Below are 17,076 nucleotides of genomic sequence, written 5' to 3'. Positions count from 1 at the left end.
GCGGCGTGCCTCGCGTTGGTCGGGACAGCGCTTGCAGAACGCCATGGCGCCCTCGAAGGATCAACGCATGAGATCACCCGCTCCCGTCGCTTCCGCCGCCAGACCCGATGGCGGGGCCGTCCGCCGCGTCTCCTGGGGCGCGATCTTTGCGGGGTCCGTCGTGACGCTCGCGTTGATGATCCTGTTCACCACCTTCGGCATCGGGATCGGTGCCGGAATGTTCGACCCGCAATTCGAGGCCAATCCCGCTTCCGGGATCGGGATCGGCTCGGCGGTCTATCTCCTTGTGTCGCAGCTCATCGCGCTCGCCGCGGGGGGCTTCATCGCCGGGCGTCTGGCCGGCATCCCGCGGGAGATCAGCGCCATGCTGCACGGCGCTTCCGTCTGGGCCGTCACGACCGTCTTCGTGGCCTGGGCCGCGATCGTCGGGGGAAGCGCGCTTTTCGGTGCGGCGACGAGTGCCCTCGGCAACACTGCGAGCGCCGTGGGGCGCGCGGGCGAGGCGATCGTGCCCGACGACCTGTCGCTGCCGAATCCGTCGAACCTCGCCGGTTCGATCTCCCTCGACGCCCTCCCGGAGGAGGTGCGGACCACGCTCGAGGAGCAGGGCATCACCGAGCGGAACATCCGTCAGGAGGCCACCGCCGCCTTCCGCGACGTGTTCAGCCAGGAGGAGCAGCAGGCCGCGCTGACCGAAGCGCGCCAGACGCTCGGCGACATCCTGCAATCGCCGGCCGATGCGGGCGAGGAGATCCAGGGCTTCTTCGACCGTCTGGTCGCGGGTCCGAACGCGATCATATCCGAGGAGGATCGCCAGCAGGCGATCAACCAGATGGAGCAGCGCCTCGGCGTCACGCCCGAGGAGGCCGAAAGCCTCGTGCAATCGGTGCAGGACGGCGTGCAGACGGCCGTGACCGAAGCGCGCGACGCGGTCGAGGCCGCCCGCCAACAGGCCGTCGAGACGGCGCAGGCGGCGAGCGACGCGATTTCCAGCACCGCGCTGATCCTGTCGCTGGTGTCGGTTCTGGGTCTCGCCGCCGCGGCCGGCGGCGCCTTCGCGGGTCGTCCCAGTCGCCTGCTCGGCGATTACGTCTGACCCCGACCGACGAGGCCGGATCGACGGAGGCGCGCCCCATCCCGGGGCGCGCCTCCGCTACGTTTGGCCATTCGCAATCCTCCCCCTCGCGGTCCTCCCGACGGGCGACCTCATCGCCATCGACGTTTCCGCCTCGAACGCCCCCCCCCCGATCCCGGAGCGCCGTATCGTGCGCGCATGGTGCGACCGTCGTTTGCCCGTTCTCGCCGCAACGGCCGCTGCGCCTCGGATCGGCACGGCACCTGTCCCGACCGTCGAGCCGGTCCTGTCGACCGGCGCGCTCCGGGCCATGCGGCCCGCGCCGATGGTGCGGTACGGCATGCAAGCGCCGCGACCGGCCGGGGCACGACCGCCATCATCACCTCGGGCCGAGGGTTCCCCCTTGCCCCGTCCGCGCGCGCCTGCGAGCGTCCGCGCGCGAAGGAGAAACCCATGCCCGACACAATGCGCGCCGTCGAGATCAGCTCGCCCGGCGGACCCGACGTCCTGACCCTCTGCGAACGCCCCGTTCCCCGGCCGGAAGCGGGCGAGATCCTGATCGCCGCGGACCATGCCGGGGTGAACCGCCCCGACGCGTTGCAGCGGGCCGGAGCCTACGATCCGCCCCCCGGCGCCTCCGACCTGCCCGGCCTCGAATGTTCCGGCACGGTCGAGGCCATCGGGCCGGGCGTCACGCGCTGGCGGCCCGGCGACCGGGTTTGCGCGCTCCTGCCCGGCGGCGGCTACGCCGAATACGTCACCTGCCCCGCGGACCACGCGTTGCGCATTCCCGAGGGAATGGGCATGGCCGAGGCCGCCGCGCTGCCGGAAACCTACTTCACCGTCTGGACCAACGTCTTCGACCGCGGCCGGCTCGAAGGGGGAGAGCGGTTCCTCGTCCATGGCGGCAGCTCGGGCATCGGGACCACCGCGATACAGCTCGCCCATGCCCGCGGCGCGCGGGTCTTCGCCACCGCCGGCTCGCCCGACAAGGTCGCTGTCTGCGAACGGCTGGGCGCGACCGGCATCGACTACAAGGAGACGGCCTGGGAGGACGTGCTGCGCGAGGCGGGCGGCGCGCATCTGATCCTCGACATGGTCGGCGGCGACTACATCCCCCGCGACCTCCACGCGCTGGCCGACGAGGGACGGCTCGTCCTGATCGGCGCGCAGCACGGACCGAAGGCGGAGGCGAACTTCGCGCAGGTCATGGTGCGGCGCCTGACGATCACCGGCTCCACCCTTCGCCCGCGCTCCGTCCTCGAGAAGGCGCGCATCGCCGAAAGTCTGCGCCGGGAGGTCTGGCCGCTTCTGGATGCCGGCTCCGTCGCGCCGGTGATGGACCGGGTCTTTCCGCTGGCCGAGGCCGCCGCCGCGCACGCCCGGATGGAGGCCGGCGACCACGTCGGCAAGATCGTCCTCCGGGTGCGCTGAGAGGCCGCGGAATCTCGCGGCCGGGCGCGCGCGGCATCTGGCCCTTCGCGGCGCCGGGTGGCAGGAATGGCGCCATGGATCTCGATGTCGCCTACCCCGCCCTTTCCGACCTCCGCGCCCGCGCCCGGCGTCGCATGCCGCATTTCGCCTTCGAGTATCTCGACAGCGGCACCGGGCGGGAGCTCGGCGTGGCGCAGAACCGGGCGGCGCTCGACGCGATCCGGTTCCGCCCGGCGATCCTGAAGGGCGACCTCGTCCCGGACCTGAGCCGCGCGACGCTCGGGATGACGCATCCGGTCCCCTTCGGCATCGCGCCCGTGGGACTGGCCGGCGTGCTTTGGCCCGACGCGGAGCGGCATCTGGCCGAGGCCGCCGCGCGCCACCGCATCCCCTACGGGCAATCCACCGTCGCCGCCGCCCTGCCCGAGGATACGGGCCCGATCGCAGGCGATCTGGGCTGGTTTCAGCATTACCCCGTCAACAAGCCGGAAATCCGCCGCGACATGCTCGCCCGGATCAAGGCCTCGGGCTGGCGCGTCCTCGTCGTGACCGTGGACGTGCCGGGAGAGAGCCGCCGCGAACGGCAGCGCCGGGCGCAGGTCTCGATGCCTCCGGTGCTCACCCCGCGCATCCTCGCTTCCATCGTCGCGAGTCCCGCCTGGGCGGCGGGCATGGCGCGCAAGGGCATGCCGCACATGGCCTTCCCCGCCTCCTACGCGCCGGTGGCGAGCGGACCGGACAGCTTCACCCATGCCGGCCGCATCATCCGCGGCTTTCCCGACGACGCCTATATCGAGGCCCTGCGCGCCGAATGGGACGGGCCGCTCGTCGTCAAGGGCGTACAGGATCCCGACGACGCGGACCGCCTGATCGGGATGGGGGCCGACGCGATCTGGGTGTCCAACCATTCCGGCCGCCAGTTCGAGGGCGGCCCCGCCGCGATCGACGCGCTTGGCCCCGTGGCGGAGCGCGTCGCGGGGCGCGTGCCGGTCTATTACTGCTCGGGTATCCAGGGCGGGCTCGACATCCTGCGCGCGCTGGCGCTCGGCGCGGAGTTCGTGTTCCTCGGCAAGTCGTGGTACTTCGCGCTGGCCGCGCTCGGACCGCGCGGCGTGGATCACCTCGTCCATGTCCTTTCCGACGACATGATCGCCAACATGACGCAGATCGGTGCGGCCTCGCTCGACGACCTGCCGGGGCGGCTCATACGATGAGGCGGCACCCGGCCGGGGCCGCGGAGCCTCCGGCGGGGATATTCGGGAAGCAAAGACGCGGACCTTAAGGCTTCGCGCGCGCGACGAGCTCCGCGACCGTCGGCCCGAACGTCGCCACGATCCGCTCGACGCCCTCGCGGTTCGGGTGCAGGCCGTCGGATTGCAGATAGCGCGTGCGAGCGGTGGCGATGTCGTTGCCCTCGATCAGGGGGCCGAGGAAGTTCGGCTCAAGCAGCGTGTCGTGTCGCCTTGCCAGTTCGGGATACATCGCGTCGAAGGCGGCCTCGTATCCGGCGCCGTAATTGCCGGGCGCGTCGAGGCCGATGAGGAGGACCGGCAGGTCCCGTTCCCCCGCCACCCGGTCGAGGATGGCCATGAGGTTGTCGCGGGAGGTGGCGGGTGGCAGGCCGCGCAGCAGGTCGTTGCCGCCGAGCGCCACGATCATCGCGTCGGTCTCCGCGTCGAGCGCCCAGTCGAGCCGGGCGAGCCCGCCCGCCGTCGTGTCGCCCGACACGCCCGCGTTCACGATCGTGGCATCGACCCCGTTCGCGTCGAGCCAGTCCTGAAGCTGCGGCACGAAGCCCTGCCCCTCCGGCAGGCCGTAGCCCGCGGTGAGCGAGTCGCCCAGGGCCACCACGCGCACCGGCTCCGCCGCCACGGGCAGCGCGACGGCGACGGCGACCGCCCCGGCGGCGAGCGGCTTGCCGCACCGGGCGACGGCCCCATATGCGAGGGAACCCGCCGCCCGCCGCAGACAAGCCGCCAGATCCCGGAGACGTATCATGGTCCTGTCCCTCAGAGACGTGTCGCTGTCGCTTGCGGGCAACGCGGGGGTCGTGGACATCCTGCACGATATCACGCTCGAGGTGGCGGCGAAGGATACGCTGGGGCTGGTCGGTCCGTCGGGCTCGGGCAAGTCGTCTCTCCTGATGCTGATGGGCGGGCTGGAACGCGCCACCTCCGGTGAGGTCGAGGCTTTGGGCCACGATCTCACGACGATGGACGAGGACGCGCTGGCCCGCTTCCGCCGCTCTCATATGGGGGTGGTGTTCCAGTCCTTCCACCTGATCCCGACGATGACCGCGCTCGAGAACGTCGCGACGCCGCTGGAGCTCGCGGGCCAAGCCGGGGCCTTCGACCGCGCGGCCGCCGAGCTCGATGCCGTCGGGCTCGGCCACCGGACAGGGCATTACCCCGCGCAGATGTCGGGCGGCGAGCAGCAGCGCGTGGCGCTCGCCCGCGCCGCCGCGCCGCGCCCCGACATCCTGTTGGCCGACGAGCCCACGGGCAATCTCGACCAGGCGACGGGGGAGGCGATCATGGACCTCCTCTTCGGGCTGCGCGACCGGCACGGCGCGACGCTGGTCCTCGTCACGCACAGCCCGCGCCTGGCCGACCGGTGCGACCGGGTGGTGCGGCTCGTGGACGGGCGGCTCGACACCGACAGCCGGCGAGCGGCCGAGGCGGCGGAATGAGCGCGGCGGCGGGTCGCGGCTGGTTCGGCAACGCCGGCACGATCGCCCGGCGGGAGCTGCGCGGCGGGCTCGCGGGGTTCCGCATCTTCCTGCTCTGCCTCGCGCTCGGCGTCGCCGCCATCGCCGCCGTGGGCTCGGTGCGCGTGTCGATCACGGACGGGCTGGCGCGCGAGGGACGGATCCTCCTCGGGGGCGACGCCGAAGTGGAGTTCGGCTACCGGCGCGCCGACCCCGGAGAACGCGCCTATCTCGAGGGGCTCGGCACCGTGTCGGAGGTCGTGGACTTCCGCTCCATGGTCGCGACCGGTCAGGGGGCGGAGGCGGACCGCGCTCTGACGCAGGTGAAGGCGGTGGACGGCCTTTACCCGCTTACCGGAGAGATCGAGCTCGACCCGCCGATGCCCATCGCCGAGGCGCTGGCCGATGACGGAGCGATCTTGCACCCGGTGCTGGCCGACCGTCTGGCGCTCGAACCGGGCGACGCGATCTTCCTCGGCACCAAGCGCCTCACGCTGCGCGCCCTCGTCACGCGGGAGCCGGATGCCGGCGGGGCGAGCTTCGGGCTCGGGCCGCGAACCATCGTCGCGACCGAGGCGCTCGAGGGCTCGGGCCTGATCGCGGAGGGCAGCCTCTTCGACACCGATTACCGCATCGCCATGCCGGACGCGACCGACGACGACCTCGACAGGCTGCGGGAGGCCACGCGGGCCGAGTTCGCCGAGGCCGGCACGCGCTGGCGCGACCGGCGCAACGCCTCGCCCGCGGTCCAGCGCTTCGTGGAGCGGATCGGCAGCTTCCTCGTGCTCGTCGGCCTCGCGGGCCTCGCCGTGGGGGGCGTCGGCGTGTCGGCGGCGGTGCGGGCCTATCTCGACCGCAAGACCGAGGTGATCGCCACGCTGAAGACACTGGGGGCGGAAGGGCGGACGATCTTCGCGGCCTACATGATGCAGATCGGCGTGCTGGCGCTCGCGGGGATCGCAGGCGGGCTGATCCTCGGGACGATCATCCCGCTGGTCGCCGGCCCGCTCATCCAGTCGCTGCTGCCGGTGCCGGTCGCGCTCGGCGTGCATCCGCTGCCGCTTCTGGAGGCGGCGATCTACGGCGCGCTCACCGCGCTCATCTTCACGCTCTGGCCGCTCGCCCGGACGGAGCAGGTCCGCGCGGCCTCGCTCTTCCGCGATGCGACCGGGTCGGTGCGCGTCTGGCCCCGGCGCCGCTATCTGGTCACGCTGGCGGTGGCCGTCGCGGCCTTGATCGGCCTTTCCGCATGGCTTTCGGGCATTCCCACCCTCGCGCTCTGGTCGGCGGGCGGTATCGTCGCGGCGCTGGCCGCGCTCGTGCTTGCCGCCATCGGCGTGCGCGCGCTGGCCCGCCGGCTCGCCCGCACCCGCCTCGCCCGGGGCCGCCCCGCGCTGCGCCTCGCGCTCGGCGCGGTGGGCGGGCCGGGCGGGGACGCCACGGCGGTCGTCCTGTCGCTCGGGCTCGGGCTCACGGTGCTCGCCGCCGTGGGGCAGATCGACGCCAACATGCGCGCGGCCATCGACCGCGACCTGCCCGCGGTCGCGCCGAGCTACTTCTTCATCGACATCCAACCGGATCAGCTGCCCGGCTTCCTCGAGACGGTGGAGGGCGACCCGGCGGTCAGCCGCGTCGACACCGCACCGATGCTGGGCGCCGTGGTGAAGTCCATCGGCGGCCGGCCGGCCGCCGAGTTCGACCACTGGGTCACGCGCGGCGACCGGCGGATCAGCTTCGCCGACGCACCGGGTTCGGGCACGCGGATCGTCGCGGGCGAGTTCTGGCCCGAGGGCTACGACGGACCGCCGCAGATCAGCTTCGCGCGGGAGGAGGCGGAGGAGCTCGGCATCGCGCTGGGCGACGAGGTCACGGTCAACGTGCTCGGCCGCGACATCACGGGCACCGTCACCTCCTTCCGCGAGGTCGATTTCTCCTCCGGCGGGATCGGCTTCGTCATCGTCTTCGATGCCGCCGCCCTCCGGGGCGCGCCCCATACGTGGCTTTCGACCGTCTACGCCGATCCGGAGGCCGAGGCGCGCCTGCTGCGCGCGGTGGCGGGCGACGCGCCCAACATCACCGCGATCCGGGTGCGCGACGCCATCGACCTCGTGACCGAGGCGCTGTCCGCGCTCGCCGCCGCGACCAGTTGGGGAGCGGGCGCGACGCTGCTCACGGGGTTCGTCGTCCTCGTCGGCGCGGCGGCGGCGGGGGAGCGTGGCCGGATCTTCGAGGCGGCGGTGCTGAAGACCATCGGCGCGACCCGACCCACCATCCTCGCGAGCTTCGCGCTGCGCTCGGCGCTCCTCGGGGCGGCCGCGGGGATCGTCGCCATCGCGGGCGGCGCGCTCGCGGGCTGGGGCATCATGCGCTTCGTGATGGAGGCGCCCTATGCCTTCGAATGGGTGTCGGCGACCGCGATCGTGCTCGGCGGGGCCGTGGCGACCCTGCTCGCGGGGCTCCTCTTCGCCTGGCGACCGCTCGCCACGCGTCCGGCCCGCGTGCTGCGCGCCCAGGAATAGGTGCGGATGACGGTTCCGCAGCCGTTCCGCCGCCCATCGTGGCTCAGGGCCATTCCCTCCGCCCGGCGGGACGGCTAGCCTCCCGCGCATGTGGCGCGCCCTTCTGCACCGGACGATCTCGCTCGTCGCCGCGCTCGCGGTGGCGAGCGTGGTGATCTTCGTGATGCTGCAGGCCGTGCCGGGCGATCCGGCGGCCTTCATGCTGGGGCTGAACGCGCAGCCCGACACGGTGGCCGCGCTACGCGCCGAACTCGGGCTCGAAGGGTCGCTGCCCGCGCGCTACCTCGACTGGATCGGTGGCATGCTCACGGGCGATTTCGGCACCTCCTACACCTACCGCGTGCCCGTTGCGGAACTGGTCGCCGACCGCATTGGCGTGAGCGCACCGCTGGCGCTCTACGCGCTCGGCCTCACGCTCCTTGTCGCGATCCCGGCGGGACTTCTCGCGGCATCGCGGCGGGGCGGGGTCGCGGATTGGGGCGTGATGGGCGCCACGCAGCTCGGTCTCGCCGTGCCGAACTTCTGGTTCGCGATGCTTCTGGTCCTCGTCTTCGCCGTCTCGCTCGGCTGGGTCTCGGCCGGCGGGTTTCCGGGCTGGTCCGACCCGGTGGCGGCGATCGGCGCGCTCACCCTGCCTGCGATAGCACTGGCGCTGCCGCAGGCCTCGATCCTCGCGCGCGTGCTGCGCTCCGCGCTCCTCGACACGCTCGACGCGGACTACATCCGCACCGCCCGCGCCAAGGGGCTGAGCCGTCGCGCGACGGTGCTGCGTCACGCGCTGCGCAACGCGGCGATCCCGGTGTTGACGATCCTCGGGCTGCAATTCTCCTTTCTGCTCGCTGGCGCGATCATCATCGAGAACGTGTTCTTCCTTCCGGGGCTGGGCCGGCTGATCTTCCAAGGCATCACCCAGCGCGACCTCGTCGTGGTGCAATCCGTGACGATGCTCCTCGTCTTCGCGGTGATCGCCGTGACCTTCGCGGTGGAGCTCGCCTACACGCTGGCCGATCCCCGGCTGCGCCGCAGGTGAGCTGGGCCTTTCGGATCGGGGCGCTCCTCGCGGGGCTGGCCGTTCTCGCGGCGGGGGTCGGGCTCGTATGGCTCCCCTACGATACGGCAAGCGTGAACATCGCCGAACGGACGCTCGGCCCCTCGATGGCGCACCCGCTCGGCACCGACCATTTCGGCCGCGACATGGTGTCGATGCTGATGGCGGGCGCGCGCACCTCGATCGCCGTGGCGCTCCTCGCCGTCGGGATCGGGGCGGGCGCGGGCGTGCCGCTCGGGCTTCTGGCGGCGGCACGGCGGGGCGCTTGGGTGGACGAGGTCGTGATGCGCGGCAACGACCTGATCTTCGCCTTCCCCTCGCTGGTCATCGCGATCCTGATCACCGCGGTGTTCGGCCCCTCGGCGGTGAACGCGATCCTCGCCATCGGCATCTTCAACATTCCCGTCTTCGCCCGCGTCGCCCGCGGCGGGGCGCTGCCGCTCTGGACGCTGGATTACGTCATGGCCGCGCGGGTGGCGGGCAAGGGCCGGGGCCGGATCAGCGTGGAGCACATCCTGCCCAACATCGCCAACCTCCTGATCGTGCAGGCGACGATCCAGTTCTCGCTCGGCATCCTCGCGGAGGCGGCGCTGAGCTATGTGGGCCTCGGCGCGCAGCCGCCCACGGCGAGCTGGGGCCGGATGCTCGCCGATGCGCAGACGATGATCTACACCGAGCCGCAGCTCGCCATCCTGCCCGGTCTCGCCATCGTCGGAACGGTGCTGGGGCTGAACCTCCTGGGCGACGGCTTGCGCGACCTGCTCGACCCGCGCCTCCGGCGGATGCGGATGTGAGGGACGGGATGCGAACGCGGCACGCGACACCGGGCGGGGGGGGAATCCTCGATCCGAACACCCGACGGACGGGGACCGGACGACCGAGGCCGCCGGGACAGCGCCCGTCCGGGCGTGACAATCGATGACCGCCTTGCTGGAAAACGAGGGACCGCGACCGCACGGTGGCGGATCCGAGCTGTCCGACCCGGCGACCGACCGGGACGCGCTCCTCGCCTTCGACCGCCTGTCCCTCGCGATCCACGGCACCACGATATTGCATGACGTCTCGCTCGCCCTGTTCGCGGGCCGCGTCACCGGGCTCGTCGGCGAATCGGGTTCGGGCAAGTCGATGACCGCGCTGGCCGCGATCGGGTTGCTGCCCGACGGCGCGGCGACCTCAGGCGCAATCCGGATGGACGGACGCGACCTCGTCGCGCTCCGCGAGCGCGACTGGCTCGGCATCCGCGGCAACGACGTCGCGATGATCTTTCAGGAGCCGATGACCGCCCTGAACCCGGTCCACACGATCGGCGCGCAGGTCGCCGAGACGCTGCGCCTGCGCGGCGCATCCCGCGCGGAGGCCATGCGGATCGCGCGCGACCGGCTCGACCGCGTGGGGCTGAGCCGCATTCCGCTCGACCGCTACCCGCACGAGCTTTCCGGCGGCCAGCGCCAGCGCGTCTGCATCGCGCTCGCCATCGCCCGCCGGCCGCGCCTGCTGATCGCGGACGAGCCGACGACCGCGCTCGACGTGACCACGCAGGCGGAGATCCTCGCGCTCCTGCGCGGGCTCGTGGACGACGAGGGAATGGCGCTCCTCCTCATCACCCACGACCTCGGCGTCGTGGCGGGCATCGCGGACCGGGTGGCGGTGATGAACAACGGCCGCATCGTGGAGGCGGACACGACCGAGGCGTTGTTCCGCCACCATCGCGACCCCTATACGCGCGATCTCCTCGCCGCCTCGCGCGTTCCGGCCCGCGCGCGACGCAAGGTGCCCCCCGATCCCGTCCTCGCCGCCCGCGACGTGGTGCGGACCTATGGCGCGCACCGGGCGGTCGACGGCGTGTCGTTCACGCTGCACCGGGGCGAGAGCCTGGGCCTCGTGGGCGAGTCGGGTTGCGGCAAGTCCACCCTGACCCGCGCGCTTCTCGGGCTGGAACCGGTGCAGGGCGGTGCGATCGAGCTGATGGGCCGGCCCGGCGGCACGGCGATGACCCGCGGGGAACGCGCGAAGGTGTCCGTCGTCTTTCAGGACCCCTACGGATCCTTCGACCCGCGCTGGACCGTCCGGCGCATCGTGGCGGAGCCCTTCCACCTGACCGGCCGTCCGCGCGATGCGGATGCCCGCCTCGCTGCCACGCTCGAACGGGTCGGGCTCGGCGCGGGCGACCTCGACAAGTATCCGCACGAGTTCTCCGGCGGCCAGCGTCAGCGCATCGCCATCGCCCGCGCCCTCGTCACGGAGCCGGAGGTGCTCGTCCTCGACGAGGCTGTCTCCGCCCTCGACGTCCGCGTCCGGGCGCAGGTTCTGGCGCTGCTGGACGACCTGCAGACGCGGCTCGGGCTCGCCTACCTTTTCATCGGCCACGACCTGAGCGTCGTGCGCGCCATCGCCGACCGGGTGATCGTCATGCAGGCCGGCCGCTTCGTCGAGGAAGGCCCCGTCGCCGACGTGTTCACCGCGCCGGAATCGGATTATACCCGGACGCTTATCGCGGCCGCCCCCGCCATACCCGACGCCTGGGTGAAGGAGACATCATGAAGGACATGCCCGCCCCCCTCTGGTTCGACCCCGAGGAGATGCTGATCGGCGGACGCTGGCTCCGCGCCTCGGAAACCCTGACGCTCGAGAACCCCTCCACGACGGAGCCGCTCGCGCGCATCGCCCGCGGCCAGTCGCGCGAGGTCGACGCCGCCGTGGCCGCCGCGCACGCGGCGCTGGCCGGCGAATGGGGCCGGATGCCCGCGCTGGAGCGTGGCCGCATCCTCGCGCGGATGGGCCGGCTGGTCGAGGCACGGGTGGACGATCTCGCCGTGCTCGAGGCGCTCGACGTGGGCAAGCCGCTCCGTCAGGCCCGCGCCGACGCGGTGGCGCTGGCCCGCTACCTCGAGTTCTACGGCGGCGCGGCCGACAAGGTGCACGGGGACACGATCCCCTATCTCGACGGCTACAACGTCTACACCCTGCGCCAGCCGCACGGGGTGACGGGCCACATCGTGCCGTGGAACTACCCGATGCAGATCATCGGCCGCTCGGTCGGCGCGGCGCTCGCCATGGGGAACGCCTGCGTCCTGAAGCCCGCCGAGGAGGCCTGCCTTTCCGCGCTGGCCTTCGCCCGTCTGGCGGAGGAGGCGGGCCTGCCGCCCGGCGCGCTCAACGTCGTGCCCGGACTGGGCGCGGAGGCGGGTGCGGCGCTCGCCGCCCATCCGGGCATCCACCACATCAGCTTCACCGGCTCGGTCGCGACGGGCGCGAGGATCCAGGCGGCGGCGGCGCGGAACGTCGTCCCGGTGACGCTCGAGCTCGGCGGCAAGTCGCCCCAGATCGTGTTCGACGACGCCGATCTCGACGCGGCCCTGCCCTTTCTCGTCAATGCCGGCGTCCAGAATGCGGGCCAGACCTGCTCCGCCGCGTCCCGCATCCTCGTCCATGCGAGCCTCCACGACGAGGTCGTGGCGCGCATGGCCGAGCGCTATCGCGCGCTCCGCGTCGGGGCGGCGATGGACGATCTCGATGTCGGCCCGCTCATCTCCGCGCGGCAGAAGGCGATCGTGGACGGCTTCCTCGGCGACGCCGACGGGCTCGCGGTCGCCGCCGAGGGACGGATCGAGGGCACGGACGGCCATTTCGTCGCCCCGACCCTGCTTACCGGCGCCTCGGGCGACCACCGTCTGGCGCAGGCGGAGATCTTCGGCCCCGTCCAGGTCGTCATCCCCTTCGTCGACGAGGCCGAGGCGCGCACCATCGCCAACGGCACCGATTACGGCCTCGTCGCCGGCGTCTGGACCCGCGACGGCGCCCGGCAGATGCGCATGGCGCGCGACCTGCGCGCGGGTCAGGTGTTCCTCAACAATTACGGCGCGGGCGGCGGGGTGGAGCTGCCCTTCGGCGGCGTCGGCAAGTCCGGCCACGGCCGCGAGAAGGGATTCGAGGCGCTCTACGGCTTTTCGCAGCTCAAGACCGTCGCGGCCTACCACGGCTAGGACCGGCGCGACGCCGGCCGCGCGAAACGCGGGATCGCCCCGCCCGAGCGTCGCGCCCGCTGCTTGTTTCCGTAGGCTCTTGGGGCCGCGCGCAGGACAGGCTAGCGGTTCACGGGGAAGAAAAGGGAGAGTTCCATGAGGCTCGAAGGCAAGACGGCGATCGTGACGGGGGCGGCCTCCGGCTTCGGCCGCGGCATCGCCGAGAAGTTCGCCGCGGAGGGCGCGCGGGTGATGGTGGCCGACCTGAACGCCGACGGCGCCGAGGAGGTCGCGCAGGCGGTGCTGGGCATGGCCCACCGGATCGACGTCTCGGCGGATGCCGACTGGGCGGCGCTGACCGCGCGCGCGATGGACGAATGGGGCCGCATCGACATCCTCGTGAACAACGCGGGCATCACCCATATGCCGAAGCCGATGGAGGACGTCACCGAGGAGGAGTTCGACCGCGTCCTGCGCGTCAACGCGAAATCGGTCTACCTTTCCGCCCGCCATGTCGTGCCGGTGATGAAGGCCGCGCGCGCGGGGGCGATCCTGAACGTCGCCTCCACGGCGGGCGTCTCCCCCCGGCCCCGGCTCAACTGGTACAACGCGTCCAAGGGCTGGATGATCACGGCGACCAAGGCGATGGCGGTGGAGCTCGCCCCCGAAGGTGTGCGCGTCAACGCGCTGAACCCCGTCGCGGGGGAAACGCCGCTTCTGGCAAGCTTCATGGGCGAGGACACGCCGGAGATGCGCGCGAAGTTCCTGTCGACCATTCCGCTCGGCCGCTTCTCCACCCCGCAGGATCTGGGCAACGCGGCCTGTTTCCTGTGCTCCGACGAGGCGTCGATGGTGACCGGCGTCGCGCTGGAGGTGGATGGCGGGCGCTGCATCTGAGCCATGCGGATCGCGGTCGATATCCACGTCCTCGCCGGGGCCTTCGCCTCGCAGCAGCTGGCCTTCGCGCATCTTCTGGACGTGGCGGAGGCGGAGGGGCTTTCGCCCGATCTCGACCACGTGGAGGTGATCGCCGGGCCGCTCCACAAGCGGCTGCGCGCCTATTTCGACGACGCCCTCGTGGGCGAACTGGTCCGGGCCGCCGACGGGGAGGCGCTGATCCTCGTCCTGCCCGGCGCCTTCGTCACCGGCACATTTTCCGAAACGCCGATGCTGCGCGATCTCGGGCGGCATCCGGGTCACGTCACGCGGGCGGCCCTGTCGTGAGGGGGGCGTCGTGAGACCGGGGCCGCGCAACCTCATCACCGACGTGGCGGGCCTGCGCGTGGGGAACGCCGCGGACGAAAGGCTGCGCTCGGGCGCGACGGTCCTTCTGGGCGCGCGTCCGTTCACCGCCGCGGTGCACGTCATGGGCGGCGCGCCCGGAACGCGGGAAACGGATCTGCTCGCCCCCGACAAGCTGGTGCAGGAGGTCGACGCGCTGGTGCTTTCGGGCGGCTCGGCCTTCGGGCTCGACGCGGCTTCGGGCGTGGCGGACGGGTTGCGCGGCATGGGGCGCGGCTTCGCCGTGGGCGACCAGCGCGTACCGATCGTGCCGGGGGCGATCCTGTTCGACCTGCTGAACGGCGGCGACAAGGGCTGGACCGCGAATCCCTACGGCGCGCTCGGCCGCGCGGCGCTGGAGGCGGCGGGCGAGGACTTCGCGCTCGGCACGGCCGGTGCGGGATACGGTGCGACCACGATGGACCTCGCCGGCGGGCTCGGCTCGGCCTCGTGCGTGCTGGACAGCGGCGTGACAGTCGGCGCGCTGGTCGCGGTGAACGCGCTCGGGCGGGTCTGCGACGACGCGGGCCGGTTCCATGCGAGCCCTTGGGAAATGGCGGACGAGTTCGGCGGGCGCGGTCCCGCCGCGCTCGACCCCGGGTGGGAGCCCTACGGAGACCGGGCGCCGGGCCAGTCCACCACCATCGCCATCGTCGCCACCGACGCCGCGCTCACGCAGGCGCAGGCGACGCGAATGGCGGTGGCCGCGCATGACGGCATGGCCCGCGCCATCGTGCCGAGTCACACGCCGATGGACGGCGACCTCGTCTTCGCCGCCGCGACCGGGGCGCGACCCCTCGCCGATCCGGTCTGGGACGCGCTGCGGCTCGGACACGCCGCCGCCGCCTGCCTCGCCCGCGCCATCGCGCGGGGGGTGTATCTCGCCGGCGACGGATCCCTCCCCGCCTGGCGCACGCGGTTCAGCGGCGGCTGAGGAAAAAATCGCGGAGCAGCGCCGCACATTCCTCGGCCACGAGCCCGTCCTGCACCTCCGGAACGTGATGGGTCTGCGGATGCGCGAAGACGCGCGCCCCGTGCAGCACGCCGCCCGATTTTGGGTCCGCCGCGCCGAAATGCAGCCGCGCGAGCCGGGCATGGGCGATGGCCTGCGCGCACATCGCGCAGGGCTCCAGCGTCACCCAGATCGCGCAGTCCGCGAGCCGCTCCTGCCCGAGCGCGGCGCAGGCGGCGCGGATCGCCAGCATCTCCGCATGGGCCGTCGGGTCGGCCAACTCCCGCGTCCGGTTGCCCGCGCGCGCCAGCACCGCCGCCCCGCGCGTGACGACCGCACCGACCGGCACCTCGCCCCGCCGCGCGGCGGCGCGGGCCTCCTCGAGCGCCTGGGGCATGAAGGACCGGAACATGGGCCCGCTCCTGCCGGTCCCGGACCGACCGCGCAAGCCGCTTCCCCCGGCCCGCCCCGCGCGCTACGTCCCGAATCATGACCGATGACCCGCACCAGACCGACCGCCCCGGAGACCGCATCGCCAAAGTGATCGCCCGCGCGGGCCTCGCCTCCCGCCGCGACGCCGAGCGCATGGTCGAGGAACTGCGCGTGAAGGTGAACGGCCGCACCGTGTCGAACGTCGCCCACAACGTGACCGCGGGCGACCGCGTGACGGTGGACGACGCGCCGCTGCCGCAGGCCGAGGGCGCGCGGCTCTGGCTTTATCACAAGCCCGCCGGCCTCGTGACCTCGGAGCGCGACGAAAAGGGCCGTGAGACGGTGTTCGAGACGCTGCCCGCCGAGCTTGGCCGGGTGCTCTCGGTCGGGCGGCTCGACCTCAATTCCGAGGGGCTGCTGCTGCTGACCAACGACGGGGCGCTGAAGCGGAAGCTGGAGCTGCCCGCGACCGGCTGGCTCCGACGCTACCGCGTGCGGGTGAACGGCACGGCGGAGGAGGCCGCGCTGGAGCGGCTGCGCGCGGGCATCGAGGTCGAGGGCGACTTCTTCGCGCCGATGCAGGTCGCGCTGGACCGGCAGCAGGGTGCGAATGCCTGGCTGACCGTCGCCCTGCGCGAGGGACGCAACCGCGAGGTGCGGCGCGCAATGGCGGCCGTGGGGCTTTACGTCAACCGCCTGATCCGGGTGAGCTACGGACCGTTCCAGTTGGGCAATCTGGAGCCGGGCGCGGTCGAGGAAGTAAAGCCCCGCATCCTGCGCGAGCAGCTCGGGGGCACGTTCGAAGGCGAACTGGCCGATGGCCGGAAAGGAATATCCATGGCGGAGGACGACAAGGGCGGAAAGCCGCGCAAGCCGCGCAGCGCGGGCGACCGGCTGGTCGATCACGGACGCGGCAAGCCGGGCGGGACGAAGCCGAAGGGCGGCCACCGCAAGGGCACGGAACCCGATGCGGAGAAACGCGCCGAACGCGCGGGCCGGCCCGACCGACCGCATACCGGCAAGCCGCCGGTCACGCGCAACGACGGCGAAGGCAGCCGCCCGCGCGGCGACCGTCCCGGCCGGGACGGCGACAAGCCGCGCGGCAAACCGGGACCGCGCGGCGGCAAGCCCCGCGCCGAGGGGGCCGGGCCCGACCGCTCGCGGAGCGATCCCGGCAAGTCCGACAGGCCCCGCACCGGTGGGCGCGACCGGGACGATGGCAAGCCCCGCCGGACCTTCGGCGACCGCCCGCCCCGCGACGGCGAGAGCGGGGACCGGCCCCGCAAAGGCGAGAGCGGGGACCGGCCCCGCAACAGCAAGCCCGCAGGCGCGCGCAGGACCGAGGGCGACGATCCGCGCGGACCCCGCTCGGACCGGGCCGCGCGGACCGGCGGCGGAAAGCCCTACGGCAAGCCCGGCGGTGCGGAGGGCGCGAAGCCCGGCGCCGGGGCGCGCTCCGACCGCCGCCCCGGCGCGACCGACGCCCCCAAGGAGACCAAGGCGGAGCGGACCGCGCGGCTGCGCGCCGACAGCTCCATCAGCCTCCGCAAGGGCGGTCAGCGCGGCCGTGGCGTCGCGAAGCCGAAGCGGACTTCCGGCAAGACGCTGACGAACAAGCCCGACGGGAAGTCCTGAGCGCGCGGACACCGGGTCCGAACCCCGGTCG

At 72.8% G+C, this 17,076-nt stretch carries 15 protein-coding genes; 13 read left to right on the top strand and 2 right to left on the bottom strand.

Going from position 1 to position 17,076, the window contains the following annotated elements:
* Positions 1–67: 67 nt before the first annotated feature.
* From Q1B08_RS11355 to Q1B08_RS11345, 3 genes are all read left to right on the top strand, one after another.
* Complete coding sequence (locus Q1B08_RS11355; RefSeq protein WP_299818506.1) at positions 68–1,096, top strand: hypothetical protein; 1,029 nt, start codon at positions 68–70, stop codon at positions 1,094–1,096.
* A gap of 432 nt (positions 1,097–1,528) precedes the next feature.
* Positions 1,529–2,509, top strand: coding sequence for an NAD(P)H-quinone oxidoreductase (locus Q1B08_RS11350; RefSeq protein ID WP_299818503.1), 981 nt, complete (start codon positions 1,529–1,531; stop codon positions 2,507–2,509).
* Positions 2,510–2,583: 74 nt separating this feature from the next.
* Positions 2,584–3,723, top strand: a complete 1,140-nt coding sequence (locus tag Q1B08_RS11345; protein ID WP_299818500.1) for an alpha-hydroxy acid oxidase — start codon at positions 2,584–2,586, stop codon at positions 3,721–3,723.
* Between the two features lie 64 nt (positions 3,724–3,787).
* Here Q1B08_RS11345 and Q1B08_RS11340 read toward each other — a convergent pair whose 3' ends face one another.
* Complete coding sequence (locus Q1B08_RS11340; RefSeq protein WP_299818498.1) at positions 3,788–4,507, bottom strand: arylesterase; 720 nt, start codon at positions 4,505–4,507, stop codon at positions 3,788–3,790.
* On the opposite strand from Q1B08_RS11340, the gene Q1B08_RS11335 reads away from it, so the two are divergent.
* The 9 genes from Q1B08_RS11335 to Q1B08_RS11295 all read left to right on the top strand — a co-directional run bounded on the left by Q1B08_RS11335 (position 4,506) and on the right by Q1B08_RS11295 (position 14,960).
* Entirely contained in the window at positions 4,506–5,198 is a 693-nt protein-coding gene (locus Q1B08_RS11335; RefSeq protein WP_299818497.1) for an ATP-binding cassette domain-containing protein, read from the top strand. The genes Q1B08_RS11340 and Q1B08_RS11335 overlap by 2 nt on opposite strands.
* Positions 5,195–7,735, top strand: coding sequence for an FtsX-like permease family protein (locus tag Q1B08_RS11330; RefSeq protein ID WP_299818495.1), 2,541 nt, complete (start codon positions 5,195–5,197; stop codon positions 7,733–7,735). Before Q1B08_RS11335 ends, Q1B08_RS11330 begins: the two co-directional genes overlap by 4 nt.
* An 88-nt stretch (positions 7,736–7,823) precedes the next feature.
* Positions 7,824–8,765 (top strand): ABC transporter permease, encoded by a 942-nt coding sequence (locus Q1B08_RS11325; protein ID WP_299818493.1) that lies wholly within the window; start codon positions 7,824–7,826, stop codon positions 8,763–8,765.
* Positions 8,762–9,577: an ABC transporter permease gene (locus Q1B08_RS11320; protein ID WP_299818491.1), complete on the top strand. Its 816-nt coding sequence runs from the start codon at positions 8,762–8,764 to the stop codon at positions 9,575–9,577. The genes Q1B08_RS11325 and Q1B08_RS11320 overlap by 4 nt, the downstream gene beginning before the upstream one ends.
* Before the next feature lie 124 nt (positions 9,578–9,701).
* Positions 9,702–11,324, top strand: a complete 1,623-nt coding sequence (locus Q1B08_RS11315) for a dipeptide ABC transporter ATP-binding protein (RefSeq protein ID WP_299818488.1) — start codon at positions 9,702–9,704, stop codon at positions 11,322–11,324.
* 5 nt (positions 11,325–11,329) lie between these two features.
* On the top strand, positions 11,330–12,766 hold the full coding sequence (locus Q1B08_RS11310) for an aldehyde dehydrogenase family protein (RefSeq protein WP_299818720.1): 1,437 nt from the start codon (positions 11,330–11,332) through the stop codon (positions 12,764–12,766).
* Positions 12,767–12,901: 135 nt separating this feature from the next.
* Positions 12,902–13,642 carry an SDR family oxidoreductase gene (locus Q1B08_RS11305; RefSeq protein ID WP_299818485.1) on the top strand — a complete coding sequence of 247 codons (741 nt, stop codon included), beginning with the start codon at positions 12,902–12,904 and terminating at the stop codon, positions 13,640–13,642.
* A 3-nt stretch (positions 13,643–13,645) separates the two neighbouring features.
* A complete protein-coding gene (locus Q1B08_RS11300; protein WP_299818482.1) occupies positions 13,646–13,969 on the top strand; it encodes a hypothetical protein in 324 nt (107 codons plus the stop codon).
* A 10-nt stretch (positions 13,970–13,979) separates the two neighbouring features.
* Complete coding sequence (locus Q1B08_RS11295; RefSeq protein WP_299818479.1) at positions 13,980–14,960, top strand: P1 family peptidase; 981 nt, start codon at positions 13,980–13,982, stop codon at positions 14,958–14,960.
* Here the strand turns inward: Q1B08_RS11295 and Q1B08_RS11290 are convergent.
* A complete protein-coding gene (locus Q1B08_RS11290) occupies positions 14,947–15,390 on the bottom strand; it encodes a nucleoside deaminase (protein ID WP_299818476.1) in 444 nt (147 codons plus the stop codon). The two genes, Q1B08_RS11295 and Q1B08_RS11290, sit on opposite strands and share 14 nt — an antisense overlap.
* Before the next feature lie 77 nt (positions 15,391–15,467).
* Here Q1B08_RS11290 and Q1B08_RS11285 point away from each other — a divergent pair, with 77 nt between their 5' ends.
* A complete protein-coding gene (locus Q1B08_RS11285; protein ID WP_299818473.1) occupies positions 15,468–17,045 on the top strand; it encodes a pseudouridine synthase in 1,578 nt (525 codons plus the stop codon).
* The last annotated feature ends 31 nt before the right edge of the window (positions 17,046–17,076 follow it).

It is taken from the genome of uncultured Jannaschia sp., from assembly GCF_947494025.1.
GTDB lineage: Bacteria > Pseudomonadota > Alphaproteobacteria > Rhodobacterales > Rhodobacteraceae > Jannaschia.
Note: the sequence above shows the minus strand (reverse complement) of the source record. Positions and strands in the feature narration are given on the sequence as shown.